This window comes from Polaromonas sp. P1_F9, assembly GCF_056405615.1.
Window position 1 is genome coordinate 494,367 of record NZ_JBFUBT010000004.1, and the last position, 17,091, is coordinate 511,457.

Below are 17,091 nucleotides of genomic sequence, written 5' to 3' on the forward strand. Positions count from 1 at the left end.
GTTTTATAGCGCGGGCGGGCCGCGCCTGTACACCGGCCTGCGTAACAACCTGCATTGCGGCATGGCTGAAGTCTTCCTGGCGTTTTTGCATAAGAAGAGGCTACAGACCAATAGAGACGGGCGCAACCAGCTATCTAATTAATAGCAACCAAGGCTGCCCGCGCAACCGCAATCCACGTTCACAGGTCGAAGAACACCGTCTCCTTGCCGGCCGCGCTGTCCTGCATGTGGATGTCGAATCGGTAGACCGCTCCGGCGCCCGTCATGCTGCGCTGGGCAACCAGCGTGCTGCGCCGTTCGGCCGGCACGCTGGCCAGCACCGCGTCTTTGCCGTTCGCCTCCGCTTCATCATCAAAGTAAATGCGCGTGAAGGTATGCACCAGCAGGCCGCGCATGGTGACGCAGACGTTGATGAACGGTGCCTGCCCCGCCACAGCACCGGGCTTGACGGTGATGAATTCGTAATGGCTTTGCGGCAGGGTGCCGGTGCCGCAGCGGCCAAAGCCAGTGAAGCCACGCGCTTCAGCGTCGGCCACCGAGGTGATGGGCTGGCCGTTGCCGTCAGGCTGGGCGATCTCGACCATCGCGTCCATCACGGCATTGCCGGCGCCGTCAAACACCTGGCCGGTGATACGGATGTGCTCGCCCTTGGCGTTCGGCTGGGCCAGCACGGGTGTGAACAGGCTTTTGAGGTCGTAGCCGTATTGCGTGGGCGTGAGGCCGTAGGCAAAGAAGGGGCCGACAGTTTGCGAAGGGGTTTGTTTGAATTGGCTTGTAGTCGTCATGGTGTTGTCTTCCTGCCGCTTATTCAAAACGCGTGGCTTTGGGGCCGCGCAGCACGATGTCGAACACATAGCCCAGCGCGTAGTCGGGCTGGGTGACGTCGAGACTGAATTTCGAGACCATCAGCTCGCGCACGCTTTCGGGCGCGCCCATGTACATGGGGTCGTAGCCCAGCAGCGGGTCGCCGGGGAAATACATCTGCGTGACCAGCCGGCTGGCGAAGTAGTCGCCAAACAGCGAGAAATGAATATGCTGCGGACGCCAGGCGTTGGGGTGGTTGCCCCAGGGGTAGGCACCGGGCTTGATGGTCTTGAAGCTGTAGCGGCCTTCGTTGTCGGTCATGCAGCGGCCCGCACCCAGGAAGTTCGGGTCCAGCGGCGCGTCGTGCTGGTCGACCTTGTGCACGTAGCGGCCGGCGGCATTGGCCTGCCAGACTTCCACCAGCGTGTTGCGCACGGGGCGGCCGTCTTCGTCGAGCACACGGCCGGTGACGATGATGCGTTCACCCAGCGGGTCGCCATTCATCACGGCGTTTTTGGTCAGGTCGCTGTCCAGCGGGCCGAATTGCGCGGCGCCATAGACGGGCGCATTGAGCTGCGCGAGGGCCTGCTTGATGGGCACCAACGGCTGCTTGGGGCCGCGCAGCAAGGTGGACTTGTAGCCGGGATAGATATGGGGCGAATGGCTGGTCCAGTCGCGCGGGGCCAGAAAGCTGTTGTTCAGGTCGGGTTTCATCGATGTCTCCAGAGGTCGAAAGAGGTTGGCGCTTTTTAGCAGGCGCTTTTCGGGTTTTTCGTGCTGAGCCGACTTTAATCGGCCTAAACAGTTATGTATATTGACATTTTCTCGACTTATCCATAACCAAATGGTCAAATTACTGCATGGTCGATGAACGCATCAAATACCGGCACCTGCAGTGCTTTCTGGCGGTGGCGCAGCATGGCAGCCTGCAAAAGGCGGCCGACGTGCTCGCCATCACGCAGCCGGCCGTATCCAAAACCCTGAAAGAGCTCGAGGGCCTGCTGGCGGTGCGGCTGTTTGAGCGCGGGCGCAAGGGCGCCGTGCCCACACGCGAGGGCGAGGCTTTTATGCGGCATGCCGGCGCCAGCGTGAGTGCGCTGCGCGAAGCGGTCGCCAGCGTCGCACAGACGCGGCGACAGGGCAGCGCAGTGATTGCCATAGGTGTGCTGCCGACAGTGGCGCCGTGGCTGATGCCCTTGCTGCTGCAGCGGCAGGAGGCCCAGGCCGGGCCGGACGCGCACACCAGCCTGCGCATCCAGACCGGCGCCAACCCCGAACTGCTGACCAGCCTGCGCCAGCGCGAACTGGACCTGGTGATTGGACGTTTTGCCGAGCCGGCCCATATGCTGGGCCTGACGTTTGAACACCTGTACGCCGACCCGCTGGTACTGGCAGTGCGCCCCGGCCACCCCCTGCTGGCGCAGGCCGGGCGCAAGGCAGAACACAAGGGGGATGCGCTGACCGGCTTGCAGGCCTTCCCCACGATCCTGCCTACCCAAGGCACGGCCATACGCCATACCGCCGACGGATTTTTCCTCACACGGGGCCTGCCGCCCCCCGTGCGCCTGGTCGAAACGCTGTCGGTGTCCATCGCACGCGGCTATGCGCTGCAAAGCGATGCGGTCTGGCTTGCGCCGCTGGGGGCTGTGCGGCCGGACCTGGACAAAGGAACGCTGGTGCGCCTGCCCGTCAGCATGGCCGGCACCGAAGAGCTGGTGGGGCTGACGCTGCGCGCCGACATGGCGCCCACCGAGGCACAGCACCAGCTGATCGCCACCATTCGGGTGCTGGCGTCAGAACGCCGCAGCGAAGCCCCGGCCCTGCCCTAGGCTTCTAGGCCGGCTCGGCCTGCACCGCAAAGCGGGCCGTCAGTTCACCCAGACCTAGCTCTTCAAGCACCTCGCGCAAACGCGCTTGGGCGGCACGGGTTTTACCGGCCTGCGGCTGCGCAGGCCGGCTGGCAAGAATGAGCTCGTTCTTCATCGAATGCTCCCAGCCCACGAGCTCGGTCACGGTGACCTGGTAGCCGTTGGCTTCGAGCTGCAGGCAGCGCAACACATTGGTGATCTGGCTGCCGAATTCACGTGTGTGCAGCGGGTGCCGCCAGAGTTCGGCCAGCGGCGTGCGTGACAGTGACAGGGCACGGCTTTTCCTCAGCACGCCAGCCACCTCGGCCTGGCAGCACGGCACCAGCACCATGTGGCGGGCATTTTTTGCCAGACCGAACGCAATGGCGTCATCGGTGGCGGTGTCGCAGGCATGCAGCGCGGTGACGATGTCCACGGTGGGCGGAAGTTCAGCCGAGGTGGTGGCTTCCTGCACCGATAAATTCAGGAACGACATGCGCGCAAAACCCAGCCGCTGGCCCAGCACACGTGACTTGTCGACAAGCTCGGCGCGTGTTTCGATACCGTACACATGGCCTGCGGCTTTTTCACCGCGGTGCGCCACATTAAAAAACAGGTCATACAGGATGAAGCCGAGATACGACTTGCCGGCGCCGTGGTCGGCCAGGGTGAAGTCCGCCTTTTCTGCGGCCACCTCATTAAGCAGGGGCTCAATGAACTGGTACAGGTGGTAAACCTGCTTGAGCTTGCGCCGCGTGTCCTGGTTGAGCTTGCCTTCGCGCGTGAGGATGTGCAGTTCCTTGAGCAGCTCGATCGACTGGCCGGGGCGAAGTTCTTCGATGATTTGTGCTGCGGATGCGGGCTTTCCTGAGCCCTTCGAAGGCTTTGCCGCGCGCGCGGTGCTGGGTGTTTGCATGGCCTCAAGTTTAGTGGCGCGCTCTGGCTAAAGGTTGCGCCGTTTCAAAGCCCCTGGAAAGCGGCCCAGAACATCCGGAAACAATTAACTTGTACGCAATTCAATTGTTCGCTATAATTCGTGCCATGCCCAACAAAACCGATACCGCCAATGCCACTGACGCCATGCTGCAGCTGGACAACCAGCTGTGTTTTGCGCTGTATTCCACCTCTTTGGCCATGACCAAGCTGTACAAGCCCCTGCTCGAAGAGATGGGCCTCACCTACCCGCAATACCTCGCGATGCTGGTGCTGTGGGAACAAGACGGCCTGACGGTTTCCGAACTTGGTGAACGGCTGTACCTGGACTCGGGCACATTGACCCCGTTGCTCAAGCGCATGGAATCCGCCGGCCTGGTTTCACGCATCCGCGCGGTGGAAGACGAGCGCCGCGTTCACATCACGCTGACGGCAGCCGGCCGCAAGCTCAAGGCCAAGGCCGCAAAGATTCCGGGCTGCATCTTGAGCGCCACCCAGTGCTCGATTCCCGAGCTGGTGTCACTGACGCAGCAGGTGCAGTCTTTCCGCAACCGCCTCACGGCCTGATTTCTTTCACCATTTCACTGAATTTTTAACCCGCCCCGATCCGGGGTATTTTCCAAAGGAAGCCACCATGACCACACTCGAAAAAGTTCTCTACACCGCCCACGCCCACACCACCGGCGGCCGTGACGGCAAGTCCAAGACCGACGACGGCCGTCTGGACGTCACGCTGAGCTCGCCCGGCACCGCCGGCACCGGCACCAACCCCGAGCAGCTGTTTGCTGCCGGCTACGCAGCCTGCTTCATCGGCGCGATGAAGGCTGTCGGTGGCATGAAGAAGATCGACGTGCCTGCGGATGTTTCCATCGACTCCAGTGTTGACCTGGGCAAGATTCCGAACGGCTACGGCATCGCCGTGCGCCTGGACATCACCCTGCCCGGCATGGACCGCGCCGCAGCACAAGCGCTGGTAGATGCAGCGCACCAGGTCTGCCCTTACTCGAACGCGACCCGCGGCAACATTGATGTGACCATTACCCTGAAGTAATAGAGCCCCCACGGTCGCTCACTGCGTGTAGCTCCCTGCCCCCCGAGGGGGCCGCCCGCCTGCGGTCTGGCAAAGCCAGTCCCGCGGCTCGTGCTGGCATGAAGAGTTCAGCGCATAAACAGCGCGGGGTATTTCACCAGCAGGGGCCGCGGAACCGGCTTCGCCGGGCCGCAGGCGCCGCCCCCTCGAGGGGGGAACAAGCTACACGCAGTGAGCTTGGACGGGGGAGTGTGTCGCGCAGGCGGCCCGCCGGTGTTGAACCGGCGGGCTGTTTCATTTACGGTGTTGTGCATGAACTCTGCAGCCTCCACCGCTACCTTCCAGGTCCGTAAAGACGCCCTTTCCGAAACCCGCTGGCATACCGACGCGCATTTGCCGCTCACGCCCGGCCAGGTGCGGCTGCGCATCGAATCATTTGCGCTGACGTCCAACAACATCACCTACGCGGCCTTTGGCGAGGCGATGAGCTACTGGCAGTTTTTCCCGACCGGGGAGGACGGCTGGGGCAGCATTCCGGTCTGGGGTTTTGCCAAGGTGGCGGAGTCGCAATGCGAGGGCGTGGCTGAGGGGGAGAAGTTTTACGGCTACTACCCCATGGCCAGCGAACTGGTGCTGCAGCCGGCGCGTGTGACGCCCGCTGGTTTTTTCGACGGCGCCGCACACCGGCGGGCCCTGCCGGTGGCCTACAACCAGTACATGCGCTGCAGCGCGGACCCGTTTTACGACGCGGCCACCGAAGATGTGCAGTCGCTGCTGCGCCCGCTGTTCATCACCTCTTTCCTGATTGACGACTTTCTGGCGGACAACGACTTCTTCGGCGCCAATGCCATGCTGCTGTCCAGCGCCTCCAGCAAAACGGCGTATGGCACAGCCTTTCAGCTGGCAAAGCGGCCGGGTATTGAGGTGATCGCCCTCACGTCGCCGGGCAACGTCGCTTTTTGTGAAAGCCTGGGGTGCTACAGCCGCGTGGTGACCTATGACCAGCTCGATGCGATGGCCGCCGACACGGCTTGCGTGTACGTCGACTTCGCGGGCAGCGCCGGCCTGCGCCAGCGTATTCATACGCGCTTTGGCCAGCTTCGCTACAACTGCTCGATAGGCGGCACGCACGTGGACGACCTGGCCGCCAAAGGCAGCGCAAAAGACTTGCCCGGCCCCAGGCCCACGCTGTTCTTTGCACCCTCGCAGATCAAAAAGCGCATCACCGACTGGGGTGAAGAAGGCTTTGGAAAGCAGCTGGTGCACGCCTGGCGGGATTTCACGCAGCAGGTAACGGGCGCCAAAACGCCCTGGCTCATCGCCCAGCGGCACGCCGGGCAGGTTGCGGTGCAAGCGGCCTACCAGGAAGTGCTGGCCGGCAAGGGAGACCCGCGCACCGGCCATATCCTGCAGCCCTGAATCCTCCTGCCTCACTGGCGATTGCTATGATTTTTATAGCTGTTCGCGCAAATTCTTATTGGGCTACGGGCTCTTTTCATCCGGGGAAACAGGCGTTTACAAGCCCCTGCTGGCAGCGCACCGTCATCTGCGCCGACAATCAGGCATGACAGAAAAACACAAGGCTGAGGCGCACGCAACGCTGCACGCGTACGAGACATTGACACCCGACGTGGTGCTCGATGCGCTGGCCAGCGTCGGTTTACTGGGCGACGGCCGCCTGATGGCACTTTCGAGCTATGAGAACCGGGTCTACCAGATTCACCTGGAGAGCCCGGTGGGGGACGCCGACCTCGCAGGCGATGTCGTGGTAGCCAAGTTTTACCGGCCGGACCGCTGGACCGATGAACAGATTGCCGAGGAGCACGCGTTTGCCGCCGAGCTGATGGCCGCCGAGATACCGGTGGTGGGCGCGCTGGTACTGGAAGGCCGCACGGTGCACCACTTCAAGGGTTTCAGCTTCAGCGTGTCGCCCAGCCGCGGCGGGCGGCGGCCCGAGCTGGACAACCTGGAAGTGCTGGAATGGATAGGCCGTTTCCTGGCGCGCATCCACACCGTCGGCAGCGCCAAGCCTTTTGCACACCGGCCGGCCCTGAACCTGCAGACCTTTGGTTATGCCTCGCGCGACATCCTGCTGGCGGGCGGCGACCATGGCGCCAAAGGTTCTCACGGCTACATCCCGCTGGACATGGAGTCGCGCTGGCGCAAGGCCTTTGATGAAGCCATGCTGGTGGCGCAAACCGTGTTTGAAAGCGTGAGCGACGTGAAAAACCTGCGCCTGCACGGTGACTGCCACCCCGGCAACATCTTGTGGACGCCCGAAGGCCTGCCGCTGGCCGGCCCGCATTTTGTCGACCTGGACGATGCGCGCACCGGTCCGGCGGTGCAGGATTTGTGGATGCTGGTGTCGGGCGACCGCGCGCAGTGCACCCGGCAACTGGGTGCGCTCGTAGACGGCTACGAAGAGTTCCGCGAGTTCGACCGGCGCGAGCTTGCGCTGATCGAGCCGCTGCGCACGCTGCGCCTGGTGCACTACAGCGCCTGGCTGGCGCAGCGCTGGCATGACCCGATCTTCCCGATCAACTTCCCGTGGTTCGGCTCCAGCGACTACTGGAAAAGCCAGGTCGACATGCTGGAAGAGCAGACCGAGGCCATGCAGGACCCGCCGCTGGTGTGCTGAGCGGCTGCTAGCCCGTGCCAGACAGTCGGCCACGGCCATGCTGGCGCTATGAATTTAATAGCTGGTCGCGCACATTCCTAAAGGGCCAGAGGCCGAATTGGCTCGAGAAAAAGCCGCTCCCCGCCTTTCTGAGCCCTAAATTACCAAATCGGCGTGCGGCGCCTACACCAGCAACGCGTTGACGCGCCGCACGTACGCCGCCGGGTCTTCAGGCATGCCGCCCTCGGCCAGCAAGGCCTGGTCAAACAGGATGTGGGCCAGGTCGTCAAAATGCGCGCCTTCCACACCGGCCTCGAGCTTTTTGACCAGCGGGTGCTGGGCGTTGACTTCCAGGATGGGCTTGGACTCGGGCACAGCCTGGCCAGCCTGCTTGAGCATGCGGGCCAGCTGGGTCGACATGTCGCCGTCCTGCACCACCAGGCAGGCGGGTGAGTCGACAAGACGCGATGTGGCGCGCACGTCCTTGGCCTTGTCTTTCAGCGCCTCTTTCAGCTTGTCGAGGATGGGCTTGAACTGGGTCTGCGCCTCTTCGGCGGCTTTTTTCTCGTCCTCGTCCTGCAGCTTGCCCAGGTCTACCGCCCCCTTGGCCACCGACTGCAGCGGCGTGCCGTCGAAGTCGTGCAGGTAATTGAGCGCCCACTCGTCCACGCGGTCGGCCATCAGCAGCACTTCGATGCCTTTCTTGCGGAAGATTTCGAGCTGGGGGCTGTTCTTTGCGGCGGCCAGTGTGTCGGCAGTGATGTAGTAAATCGCGTCCTGGCCTTCCTTCATGCGGGCCTTGTAGTCGGCAAAGCCCACGCTGACGGTGTCTGTTGTTGAGCTGGCAAAGCGCAGCAACTTGGCCAGGCGCTCGCGGTTGGCAAAGTCTTCGCCCAGGCCTTCCTTGAGCACGGCGCCGAACTCGCCATAAAAGGCCTTGAACTTGTCGGCGTCATTGGCGGCCAGGTCTTCAATCATCGACAGCACGCGCTTGGTGCAGCCTTCGCGGATCGCCTTGACGGCGCGGCTTTCCTGCAGCAATTCGCGGGAGACATTGAGCGGCAGGTCCGACGAGTCCACCACGCCCTTGACGAAGCGCAAATAGGTCGGCATCAGCGCCTGGGCGTCGTCCATGATGAAGACGCGCTTGACGTAGAGCTTGACGCCCGCGGCCTTGTCGCGGTTGAACATGTCCATCGGCGCCTTGGCCGGGATAAACAGCAGCTGCGTGTATTCGGTGGCGCCTTCCACGCGGTTGTGCGTGGTGGCCAGCGGCGCTTCGCTGTCGTAACTGATCTGCTTGTAGAACTCGTCGTACTGGTCTTGCGTGATGTCCTTCTTGGCGCGTGTCCAAAGGGCGGCGGCCTGGTTGACGGTTTCCCATTCGCCAGTGACCACCATCTCGCCGGGCTGGTCGTTTTCGCCTTCTTTCCACGCTTCTTTCTGCATCAGGATGGGCAGCGAGATGTGGTCGGAGTACTTGTTGATGATGCCCTTGAGCTTCCAGGCGTTCAGGTAGTCGAGCGACTCTTCTTTCAGGTGCAGGATGATGCTGCTGCCGCGTTGTGTGCGTTCGATCTCGCTGACTTCAAACTCGCCGGTGCCGTCGCTGCTCCAGCGAACAGCCTGGTTCGCCGGAAGGCCGGCACGGCGGCTTTCCACCGTGATCTTGTCCGCGACGATAAAGCCTGAATAAAAACCCACGCCGAACTGGCCGATCAGCTGCGCGTCATTCTTCTGGTCGCCCGAGAGCTTGGCCATGAAGTCGCGCGTGCCGCTTTTGGCAATCGTGCCCAGGTTGTCGATGGCCTCCTGCTGCGACAGGCCGATGCCGTTGTCGGTGATGGTCAGCGTCCCGGCGGCCTTGTCAAAGCTCACTTTCACCTTGAGCTCGGGATCGCTTTCATACAGGGATGCATCGTTCAACGCTTCGAAGCGCAGCTTGTCGCAGGCGTCCGATGCGTTGGAAACCAGCTCGCGCAAAAAGATGTCCGGGTTCGAGTACAGGGAGTGCGTGACCAGCTTGAGCAGTTGCGCTACTTCGGCCTGGAAAGACAGTGTTTGTTTCTGCATGGTTAGGGGCATGGTTGTTTCAAGTTTGTTACTGATTCACTGAATTGAGAAGAAAAAGCCGTTTTGAACGGCAGTATTTACGCTTGTTACTTGTAAGTCTTTTGGCTCTATTTATGAATAAATCCAATAATTTCAACGGTTTGGCGTGACAAATTCCCCACTAGAGTGCGCTGTTACAGATACAAATCAACCGATTTCAGAAATATCTGGTTACAGTCCATTCACCTTCACATTTCCCTTGTTTGTTATTCGTTTTTTTAACTGGAGAACAGTCATGAAAAAGCTCATTTTAGTAATCGCCCTCGGCCTTGCCGCTATCGCCACCCTGCCCGCCTATGCTGCCACCGCAGCCGGCACCTTCAACGTGGTAATCAACCTGACCTCGAAGTGCGAGATCAACTCCACCAACGCCGCCACCGGCGCTGTCATCAACAATGTGGTGTTCAACTACACCTCGTTCCAGACCACGGCCGCCACCTCTACCGGCGGCGGTTTCAACGTTCGTTGCACCAACTCCCTGCCTTACACCCTGGCACTGAGCAACTCCGGCGTGACCGATGATGCCGTCAACCTGGCTTATACCCTGGCATTGAGCGCCGCAGCTGGCACCGGCAACGGGACCGACCAGGCCTTCACGGTCAACGGCACCATGGCCGCTGGCCAGGCCGGTACCTGCGCCACGGCGACTTGCACCAATACCGCCGCGACCAACAAAGTCAAGACCCTGACGATCACCTACTGATCGCCCTCCCGGGCTTGTTCTTCGCCACGTCGACAACCATGATCCGCAAGGCCGCCCTTGGTGTTCTCCTGATGCTGGCCGCTGCTGCCTGCTTCGCGGCGGCGGCGGCGGGGCAGTTGTCGGTCCAGATCACGCTGAACGTCCCCGGAAACACCACCGGCAACGGCAACGCATGCACCAGCGCCACCGGCTCCGGTGGCAGTGGCGCCTCGGTACAGGTGACCTGCAATTCGAACGTCTTTGTCAATATCTCGCAAGTGCGCAACCTTGGGGATGCCCGCTTCATGCCTGGTTACCGGCCCACGCGGGACTCCCTGCTGCCCGACTACTGCCGCAATGAGTTGTCCCGCAACGACCCGGGCGCCCGCTATACCTGCCGGATCCAGGACCAGCGCCAGGTGGCCACGGCCGATGAAGAGTCGGATGACGGCTGGGAGATCGAAAGCCGGCGCTACGCGCTTGACACAGATGCCGCGGCGATTGAAAAACAGGCCCGTTTGCGGCTTCAGGATGACCGCGGTACCGTGACGGCATTGCACGTTGCCCATGCCGGCAACCTCTCTAAATCGGTAGAGATGCTGGTATCCTTCTGAGGATGAACGTCCTACAGCGCCGAAGCAAGCTTGTTACCTACGCCTTCCTGATAAGCCTGCTGGGACCTTGGGCGGCTGCCACGGCAGGCGTTTTTTCCGTGACACCGGTGCGTCTTTACATGACACCACGCGATCGCGCCATCGCCGTCACACTGTCTAACGAAGCCGATACCGAAGTCGTGCTGCAGGCTGACATCAACACCTGGACCCAGAAGCCGGACGGCACCGACGAGCTCGTCCTGACCGAAGACCTGATCCTGGCCCCTCCCATCATCAAGCTGGCACCCAAGGCCCGGCAAGTGGTACGCCTTGCCCTGCTGAAGCCCGCAGATGCAAGCCGGCAGCTGACCTATCGCATGATCATTCGCGAAGTTCCTGAAGCTGTACCCGCAACTGGCATTCAGGTTCCCATCGCGCTGGCCTTGAGCATGCCGGTGTTCATCACACCCCCTGTGGCCAAACGCCAGGTCAGTTGCACCCATCAGGTGGCTGATACCAAAACCCTCAACCTGCAGTGCAGCAATACCGGTACGGCCTATGCGCAGATACGGGAAGCGACCGTCACGCGGGGCACGCAAGCCCTGGCCAGGTTTGAAGGCGGCAGCTACATACTGCCCGGCGCCCGTAAAACGGTCGGGCTTAAGGCAGAGCAGGCTCTTACAAAAGGGGACGCCCAACTGGTGGTGACCTTTGACGACGGACAAAGCCTGACGACCAGCATCACGCTGCCTTGATTTGGCACCCGATTTCAATGAGGCGCTGGTGGACTTTACGAAAACACCCTGTAGCGATTGGCATTGCAGCCCTTTGTTACGGCATGCTGGCACACGCCCAGACACCCGCCTCCTCTAATGCACCGCCAGCGGCCCGGTCTGCCAACGACCGGCTCCTTCCGCTGGAGGTCTTCATCAACAGCACCAAGGGCGGCGTCTGGACCCTGCTTGAGCGCAACGGCATCCTGTATGCGCCGGAAGATGCCTTTGAAGAGTGGCGGCTGAACCATCGACCCAGCGCGCAGGACGTTGATTTTCAGGGCCAAAAGTGGTTTCCTCTCTCGGCCATTCCGGGATTCGAAGCGCGGCTGAATTTCGCCGACCAGTCAGTGGATCTGGTGTTTTCGCCGGCAGCCTTCAACGCCGTGCGCCTGACGCAGGAATCCGCCATGCGCCCCCCGCTGTCGCCGTCGATCCCCGCTGCATTTGCGAATTACGACCTGAACTACATCACCACCCGCAACCGCTTCGCCGGCAGCACCACGGACGCGAAGGACCTGGGCGCCCTGACCGAATTCGGCATGTCGGGCGAGATGGGGCTGTTGACCAGCAGTTATGTGGGCCGCAACCTCATCAGCCAGGATCCGACACTCAAGGCTTCATGGCGCCGGCTGGAAACCACCTACACCCGCAACTTCCTGGACAGCAACACCTCTCTGCGGCTCGGTGACAGCAGCACGCGCACCGGCATTTCGGGACGCCAGGTGTATTTCGGCGGCATACAGTTCAGCAAGAACTTCTCGCTGCAGCCGGGCTTTGTCACCCAGCCTATCCCCACCGTGACCGGCCTGTCGGCGGCGCCCAGCACCGTTGAGCTCTATGTCAATGACGCACTGCGGCAAACCTCCAAGGTCCCATCCGGCCCCTTCAGCATCGACAACTTTCCCGCGCTGACCGGCGCCGGGGAAGCCCGTGTGGTGGTGCGCGACATCCTGGGCCGGGAGACCGTCATCACCCAATCCTTTTTCAGCAATGCCAACCTGCTGGAAGAAAACCTCAGCGACTGGAGCTTTGAGCTGGGGGCCGTACGCCGCGACCTCGGGCTCGAGAACGCCGACTATGGCGATCGCTTCGTTTCCGGCCTATGGCGCCAGGGCCTGAGCAAGAGCCTTACAGTCGAGGCAAACGGCGAATGGTCGAAGTCCCTGATGCGTGCCGGCGCCGGCGCCAGCTATGAACTGCCCTTTCAGATGCTGGGGCAGACGGCGTTTTCGGCCAGCCGCAGCGACGCTGCGGGTCAGGGCACCAACTGGATGGTCGGGGTGGAGCGCAGCGGCCTGCGGCACGGCGTGTCGCTCAGCGCGGAAGGCGCATCGCGCGGTTACCGGCAAATCGGTATCGATACGCCATCGCCCCGCCTGCAAACCACCGCCAGTTACAGCTACAGCAGCGACAACTTCGGTGCCTTCAACGTGAGTTATGCCGGCTTTGACAACTACGACCTCGGAAAGCTCAACACCCTCAGCGTGAATTACACCCTGCGCCTCGGTCAACGCGCAGCCCTGACCCTGAGCGCCACCCGCCTCAGCGGCATCAGCTCGGGGACTTCAGTGGGCGCCACCCTGATCGTGCCGCTTGAAAATCGGGTCACCATCGCCGCAGGTGTCACTACCCGCAGTGGAAGCACCGAAGGATATGTAAACGCCAGCCGAGCAGTGAGTGCCGAAACCGGCTGGGGCTGGCGAACGGCGCTGGGCTCCCGCGCGGACGGCCGCTATGCGGAAGGCGGCGCTTATTACCAGGGCACCAAAGGCCTGTTTTCGGCTGACGTCAGCAATGGGGAGAGCCAGCAAAACCTGCGCCTGGGCCTGATCGGGGGGATGGTGGCGGCCGAAGGCCAAGTCTTTGCCACGCGCCGCGTACAGGAAAGCTTTGCCATTGTCGAGGTGCCAGGTTATGCCAACGTGGGCGTGGGCTTCCAGGGCAGTACCCTGACCCGAACCAATTCAGACGGCGTCGCGCTGCTGCCGCGCCTGCTGCCGTTCCAGCGCAACAGCGTACGCCTGGACCCGAGCGAGCTGCCGATCAGCGCCGAACTCGACTCCATCGAACTCGAAGCCGTGCCGGCGCTTCGGGGGGCGGTCAAGATCGCGTTTCCCGTCCGCTCAGGAAGGGGCGCCTTGATTCGTATTGAGCTGGACGATGGCGAGCCGGCGCCCTCGGGTGCAGAGGTTGAGCTGATCGGCGACAAGAAAGAGTTTTTTACCGCTCGCCGCGGTGAGGCTTTTGTCACCGGCCTGCAGCCGCAAAATCGCCTGCGCCTGAAATGGAACGGGGCTGCCTGCACATTTGCTGTGGAGTTGCCGCCCGGCAACCTTGAGGATATCGCCCGGGTAGGCCCGGTACGCTGCAGTGGGGTCAAACGATGATGATTTACACCAAACCCTGGCGCCTCGCCGCTGCGGCCTGCCTGCCCCTTCTGGGCTCGGCGCCAACCTGGGCCGCGCTGATCTGCAACGCCACGGCGACGCCCGTCCAGATGGTGTACTTTGAAAATGACCCGAACCCGACCGATGGCGCATGGACCGTAACGATCAACTGCACGCGTGGCCCGGCAGACCCGGCCACTTCGGCCTATACCCTGCGGGCGGACGATGGCTTCAACCCCGGCGCCGGTAGCACCAACCAGGCGGTAAACGGCACCGGCACGGCCAACCAGATAGCCTACGACCTCTTCAGGACGGCGCCAGGCAATGGAGCATGGGGCTATACCAATGCCAGTGATTTCGCAGGAACGATCAACTTCGGCGGCGCCCTGACGGCTAGCGCCACCCACGTCTTCTACAGCCGCATCACAGCCGGGCTCAATAAGAGTGCCAGGATATTCACCGACACCGTGACCATGCGCCTTCGTTACGACAATGGCCCGGGCAATACGGACGTCTTTCCCACCTTCCCCGTGAGCATCAATAACCAGTCTGTCTGCCTGCTCAGCACGCCCCCGGGCAACATCCAGTTCAACTACACCTCATTCCAGCTGGCCCCGGCCACGGCCAGCACCGCGTATGCCGTGCGCTGCACCATCGGCGAAACCTACACCATGGCGCTGGACGCGACGGCAGGAAACCTGCTCACCCTCAATTACAGCCTGGCCTTGAGCAATCCCGCAGGTCAGACCGGTACCGGCTTCCCGCAGAATTTCACGATCAACGGCACCATCCCGGGCGGCCAATCCGGCACCTGCGCAACAGGCACGTGCACCAGTACGCAGACGCGGACCCTGACCATCACCTACTGACGCCCACTCTTTTTGTTTTTCGTCAGCGTGATTTTTGTCACGAATTTACGGCACCTGTCCCTACGGGAAACGGCGCAATACGGCACCATGCACACTACTGCTACAAAACGTTACCATCAGCAGTCAAGAGTTGCCCCCACAGCAAAGCCCCGGGCGGCTAACGGAGTCCATCGATGAGTGTCTCTTACGCATTGCGCATTGCCCTGGCAGCCCTGCTGTGCACCTGCGCGCTGCAAGCCAAAGCAGCCATTACCTGCACACTCGCAGCCACGTCTGTAGACCTCAACTACACCAACGGGGCAGCCGCTGCCAATGCCAGCGGCACCATCACCGTGAACTGCACCCGGCTGTCGACGGACGCCAACAGCACGACTTACTGGGTCAGCATTGATTACGGCAGCCGTACAGGTCTTACCCGCCGGGTGTTCCGACATGGCGGCGGCACCATCAATGCCGATCGGCTCGATGTCAATATCTACAAGAATGCCACCACGACCGACTGGATCAACACCGGCACCGGGCGGGTGAATGGAACGTTGAATTTTGGCGCTGCGCTTAGCGCCAGTACCACGCTGACCTACAACTTCCGCGTGGTGGCCGGACAAACCGGAAACACGGCAGGTATCTATGACGAAACCTTTATCACCACCCTTCAGCTAGCCACTGCCGGCCCCGTCGTCGCCACGACGACCTTCACCCCCACCGTGAGCATCATTGCCCAATGCTTTGTGGGGCAGGTGGCTTCAGGCAATACGGCCCCGGGCGCCATTGCACCCTCCACACTGACACTGAACTACATCTCTTTTGCGCCCACCCCCCAGACCAGCACAATGAACTTCACGGTCGATTGCACCCGCGGCACCAGTTATGCCCTGGCGCTATCACCGGCAGCGGGGACATTGCTGGGCCTCAACTACACACTGGCACTCAGCGGTGCAAGCGCAACGGGCGATGGCCGGGCTCAGCCCTATACGGTGACAGGCACCATTGCAGCCGGCCAGGCGGGCACGTGCTCTACAGCGACCTGTACTGCCACCCAGACCGGGGTCACGGTCACAGTCACCTACTAACGCGCATCCCTGGCGCGCGCCCGTCAGCAAGCTCCTGCCGCCAGCCGGCAGCGAGCGCTTTGCTGTTTTTATGCCCAATAAGGGCAGCATTCCACAGCCTTGTTGCGGCCCAATTAGGGCCGGCACTTCCATATTGAAGAAAATCCCAATAAAACATCAATTTCATCAATTAAATTGATAAATCAAATTTAAAATTCAATTCGTGTGAAATGTCACTAATTAACAGTTATGAGGTGACTTTTACCAATTGATTCAAATTATCAAATTCGATAGCATGACTGCAACAACTGATAGTTTTAAGGAGTTGCATCATGAAGATCATCAAATTTGCTTTTGTCGCCGCCCTGGCCACGCAGTCCCTGCTGGGAATTCATGGTGCAGCCCAGGCGCAAACATCCGGCTCCTTTGGTGTCACCATCATGTTGCGCAGTTTCAGTGAGGCTGTCACGGCAGATCATCGCTGCACCCATCGCGGCCAGCCAGACGGCCAGGCCGGTACCTTGCGCATCAGTTGCCCGGCGACCGTGGATATTCAGGCCATTGCTGCCGCATCGACCAATAGAAGCGGTCAGACGCAACGCATGAACACCATGTCTGATTCCGCTCCAGGTAGCCGCCTGGCCGTGGTGGCGGGCAAACCCATGAATTCCCGCGACCCGGTTGAATTGACCATTTCCTGGTAGCAGCAGGCGACGCACCGCCCCCATCTTCGCTCCGCGCCTCGCGAATCCGGCCTTCAAGCTGCTGTCGGCAATCAGCATGCGTGCGGCTACGCGCTTGACCGCCTGAGCGCCATCTCCGCAAAAGGAACGGCGACCTGCTGGCGCCTCTGGAATACACGTCCCCACAGCATTTACCGTGACGCCGACACTAAGCGTTGCAGTTCTGCCGATAACTCTTCGCACGCTACAGCCAACAGATCAGCGATCCAGCCTCTGCCGCTGTGTTGTCTGCGCGCCTGCGAATGCAGCACGCCATCCCAGCGGCGCACTCATCGCTACCACGGACAAAGACCCTCATAAGCTTCGCGCGCCAGACCTTCTCGTTAGGAGCGCAGGCAACTGCTCAAGCCAAGCTCCTTTCTCTCGTGATCGTTTGAATGCCCGCTTCGAGCTGGCGCTTCAAGCAGCGCGTTCTACGGGCTCATCGACCACCGCCACCGCTCAAGCAACCGTACTGCTTCGCGAAAAGCAGAGAAAAACATCCGCCGAGCAGGTGACGGTAATTTGTTTCTGACTCGTTACAGTAATTTGGGAAATATCTCACAGTTAGCGACCATCGGCTTTCGTTACACCTCTCTCAGCGGGCTTCTTTCTTGTCGCCATTTCGTATAAATCCATTGTTTTCAATGACTTAAACGTGATGGATTTA

At 61.4% G+C, this 17,091-nt stretch carries 16 protein-coding genes; 12 read left to right on the plus strand and 4 right to left on the minus strand.

Features of this window, described 5'->3' with window-relative positions:
- Positions 1–179: 179 nt before the first annotated feature.
- Entirely contained in the window at positions 180–785 is a 606-nt protein-coding gene (gene pcaG / locus AC1DYR_RS13730) for a protocatechuate 3,4-dioxygenase subunit alpha (RefSeq protein ID WP_477705581.1), read from the minus strand.
- A 19-nt stretch (positions 786–804) separates the two neighbouring features.
- On the minus strand, positions 805–1,518 hold the full coding sequence (gene pcaH, locus AC1DYR_RS13735; RefSeq protein WP_477705582.1) for a protocatechuate 3,4-dioxygenase subunit beta: 714 nt from the start codon (positions 1,516–1,518) through the stop codon (positions 805–807).
- A 146-nt stretch (positions 1,519–1,664) separates the two neighbouring features.
- Here pcaH and pcaQ point away from each other — a divergent pair, with 146 nt between their 5' ends.
- Entirely contained in the window at positions 1,665–2,633 is a 969-nt protein-coding gene (gene pcaQ / locus AC1DYR_RS13740) for a pca operon transcription factor PcaQ (protein WP_477705583.1), read from the plus strand.
- A gap of 4 nt (positions 2,634–2,637) precedes the next feature.
- On the opposite strand, the gene AC1DYR_RS13745 is transcribed toward pcaQ, so the two are convergent.
- Positions 2,638–3,567 carry a class I SAM-dependent methyltransferase gene (locus tag AC1DYR_RS13745; RefSeq protein WP_477705584.1) on the minus strand — a complete coding sequence of 310 codons (930 nt, stop codon included), beginning with the start codon at positions 3,565–3,567 and terminating at the stop codon, positions 2,638–2,640.
- A gap of 125 nt (positions 3,568–3,692) precedes the next feature.
- Here AC1DYR_RS13745 and AC1DYR_RS13750 point away from each other — a divergent pair, with 125 nt between their 5' ends.
- From AC1DYR_RS13750 to AC1DYR_RS13765, 4 genes are all read left to right on the plus strand, one after another.
- The gene (locus tag AC1DYR_RS13750) at positions 3,693–4,151 is read left to right on the plus strand and encodes a MarR family winged helix-turn-helix transcriptional regulator (RefSeq protein ID WP_477705585.1); all 459 of its coding nucleotides are present in this window, start codon (positions 3,693–3,695) and stop codon (positions 4,149–4,151) included.
- Positions 4,152–4,218: 67 nt separating this feature from the next.
- Positions 4,219–4,635 (plus strand): organic hydroperoxide resistance protein, encoded by a 417-nt coding sequence (locus AC1DYR_RS13755; protein WP_477647553.1) that lies wholly within the window; start codon positions 4,219–4,221, stop codon positions 4,633–4,635.
- Between the two features lie 291 nt (positions 4,636–4,926).
- On the plus strand, positions 4,927–6,033 hold the full coding sequence (locus tag AC1DYR_RS13760; RefSeq protein WP_477705586.1) for a DUF2855 family protein: 1,107 nt from the start codon (positions 4,927–4,929) through the stop codon (positions 6,031–6,033).
- Positions 6,034–6,178: 145 nt separating this feature from the next.
- Entirely contained in the window at positions 6,179–7,252 is a 1,074-nt protein-coding gene (locus tag AC1DYR_RS13765) for a serine/threonine protein kinase (RefSeq protein WP_477705587.1), read from the plus strand.
- Positions 7,253–7,414: 162 nt separating this feature from the next.
- Here the strand turns inward: AC1DYR_RS13765 and htpG are convergent, their stop codons facing one another.
- Positions 7,415–9,304, minus strand: a complete 1,890-nt coding sequence (gene htpG / locus AC1DYR_RS13770) for a molecular chaperone HtpG (RefSeq protein ID WP_477705588.1) — start codon at positions 9,302–9,304, stop codon at positions 7,415–7,417.
- Positions 9,305–9,578: 274 nt separating this feature from the next.
- Between htpG and AC1DYR_RS13775 the strand changes: the two genes are divergently transcribed.
- The 7 genes from AC1DYR_RS13775 to AC1DYR_RS13805 all read left to right on the plus strand — a co-directional run bounded on the left by AC1DYR_RS13775 (position 9,579) and on the right by AC1DYR_RS13805 (position 16,403).
- On the plus strand, positions 9,579–10,046 hold the full coding sequence (locus tag AC1DYR_RS13775; RefSeq protein ID WP_477668625.1) for a Csu type fimbrial protein: 468 nt from the start codon (positions 9,579–9,581) through the stop codon (positions 10,044–10,046).
- A gap of 38 nt (positions 10,047–10,084) precedes the next feature.
- Positions 10,085–10,639: a hypothetical protein gene (locus AC1DYR_RS13780; RefSeq protein ID WP_477705589.1), complete on the plus strand. Its 555-nt coding sequence runs from the start codon at positions 10,085–10,087 to the stop codon at positions 10,637–10,639.
- A 2-nt stretch (positions 10,640–10,641) separates the two neighbouring features.
- Positions 10,642–11,373 (plus strand): fimbrial biogenesis chaperone, encoded by a 732-nt coding sequence (locus tag AC1DYR_RS13785; RefSeq protein WP_477705590.1) that lies wholly within the window; start codon positions 10,642–10,644, stop codon positions 11,371–11,373.
- Between the two features lie 83 nt (positions 11,374–11,456).
- Positions 11,457–13,781, plus strand: coding sequence for a fimbria/pilus outer membrane usher protein (locus AC1DYR_RS13790; RefSeq protein WP_477705591.1), 2,325 nt, complete (start codon positions 11,457–11,459; stop codon positions 13,779–13,781).
- The gene (locus tag AC1DYR_RS13795) at positions 13,778–14,650 is read left to right on the plus strand and encodes a spore coat protein U domain-containing protein (protein WP_477705592.1); all 873 of its coding nucleotides are present in this window, start codon (positions 13,778–13,780) and stop codon (positions 14,648–14,650) included. Before AC1DYR_RS13790 ends, AC1DYR_RS13795 begins: the two co-directional genes overlap by 4 nt.
- 173 nt (positions 14,651–14,823) lie before the next feature.
- Complete coding sequence (locus AC1DYR_RS13800) at positions 14,824–15,720, plus strand: hypothetical protein (RefSeq protein ID WP_477705593.1); 897 nt, start codon at positions 14,824–14,826, stop codon at positions 15,718–15,720.
- A 311-nt stretch (positions 15,721–16,031) separates the two neighbouring features.
- Positions 16,032–16,403, plus strand: a complete 372-nt coding sequence (locus tag AC1DYR_RS13805) for a hypothetical protein (protein WP_477705594.1) — start codon at positions 16,032–16,034, stop codon at positions 16,401–16,403.
- The last annotated feature ends 688 nt before the right edge of the window (positions 16,404–17,091 follow it).

Bases quoted from the DNA above. Each gene is read 5' to 3' on its own strand.
- pcaQ (WP_477705583.1), top strand. From the start codon at position 1,665: ATGGTCGATGAACGCATCAAATACCGGCACCTGCAGTGCTTTCTGGCG.
- AC1DYR_RS13765 (WP_477705587.1), top strand. From the start codon at position 6,179: ATGACAGAAAAACACAAGGCTGAGGCGCACGCAACGCTGCACGCGTAC.
- AC1DYR_RS13790 (WP_477705591.1), top strand. From the start codon at position 11,457: ATGCTGGCACACGCCCAGACACCCGCCTCCTCTAATGCACCGCCAGCG.
- AC1DYR_RS13750 (WP_477705585.1), top strand. From the start codon at position 3,693: ATGCCCAACAAAACCGATACCGCCAATGCCACTGACGCCATGCTGCAG.
- AC1DYR_RS13795 (WP_477705592.1), top strand. From the start codon at position 13,778: ATGATGATTTACACCAAACCCTGGCGCCTCGCCGCTGCGGCCTGCCTG.
- AC1DYR_RS13805 (WP_477705594.1), top strand. From the start codon at position 16,032: ATGAAGATCATCAAATTTGCTTTTGTCGCCGCCCTGGCCACGCAGTCC.
- AC1DYR_RS13755 (WP_477647553.1), top strand. From the start codon at position 4,219: ATGACCACACTCGAAAAAGTTCTCTACACCGCCCACGCCCACACCACC.
- pcaH (WP_477705582.1), bottom strand. From the start codon at position 1,518: ATGAAACCCGACCTGAACAACAGCTTTCTGGCCCCGCGCGACTGGACC.
- AC1DYR_RS13780 (WP_477705589.1), top strand. From the start codon at position 10,085: ATGATCCGCAAGGCCGCCCTTGGTGTTCTCCTGATGCTGGCCGCTGCT.
- pcaG (WP_477705581.1), bottom strand. From the start codon at position 785: ATGACGACTACAAGCCAATTCAAACAAACCCCTTCGCAAACTGTCGGC.
- htpG (WP_477705588.1), bottom strand. From the start codon at position 9,304: ATGCAGAAACAAACACTGTCTTTCCAGGCCGAAGTAGCGCAACTGCTC.
- AC1DYR_RS13785 (WP_477705590.1), top strand. From the start codon at position 10,642: ATGAACGTCCTACAGCGCCGAAGCAAGCTTGTTACCTACGCCTTCCTG.
- AC1DYR_RS13745 (WP_477705584.1), bottom strand. From the start codon at position 3,567: ATGCAAACACCCAGCACCGCGCGCGCGGCAAAGCCTTCGAAGGGCTCA.
- AC1DYR_RS13775 (WP_477668625.1), top strand. From the start codon at position 9,579: ATGAAAAAGCTCATTTTAGTAATCGCCCTCGGCCTTGCCGCTATCGCC.
- AC1DYR_RS13800 (WP_477705593.1), top strand. From the start codon at position 14,824: ATGAGTGTCTCTTACGCATTGCGCATTGCCCTGGCAGCCCTGCTGTGC.
- AC1DYR_RS13760 (WP_477705586.1), top strand. From the start codon at position 4,927: ATGAACTCTGCAGCCTCCACCGCTACCTTCCAGGTCCGTAAAGACGCC.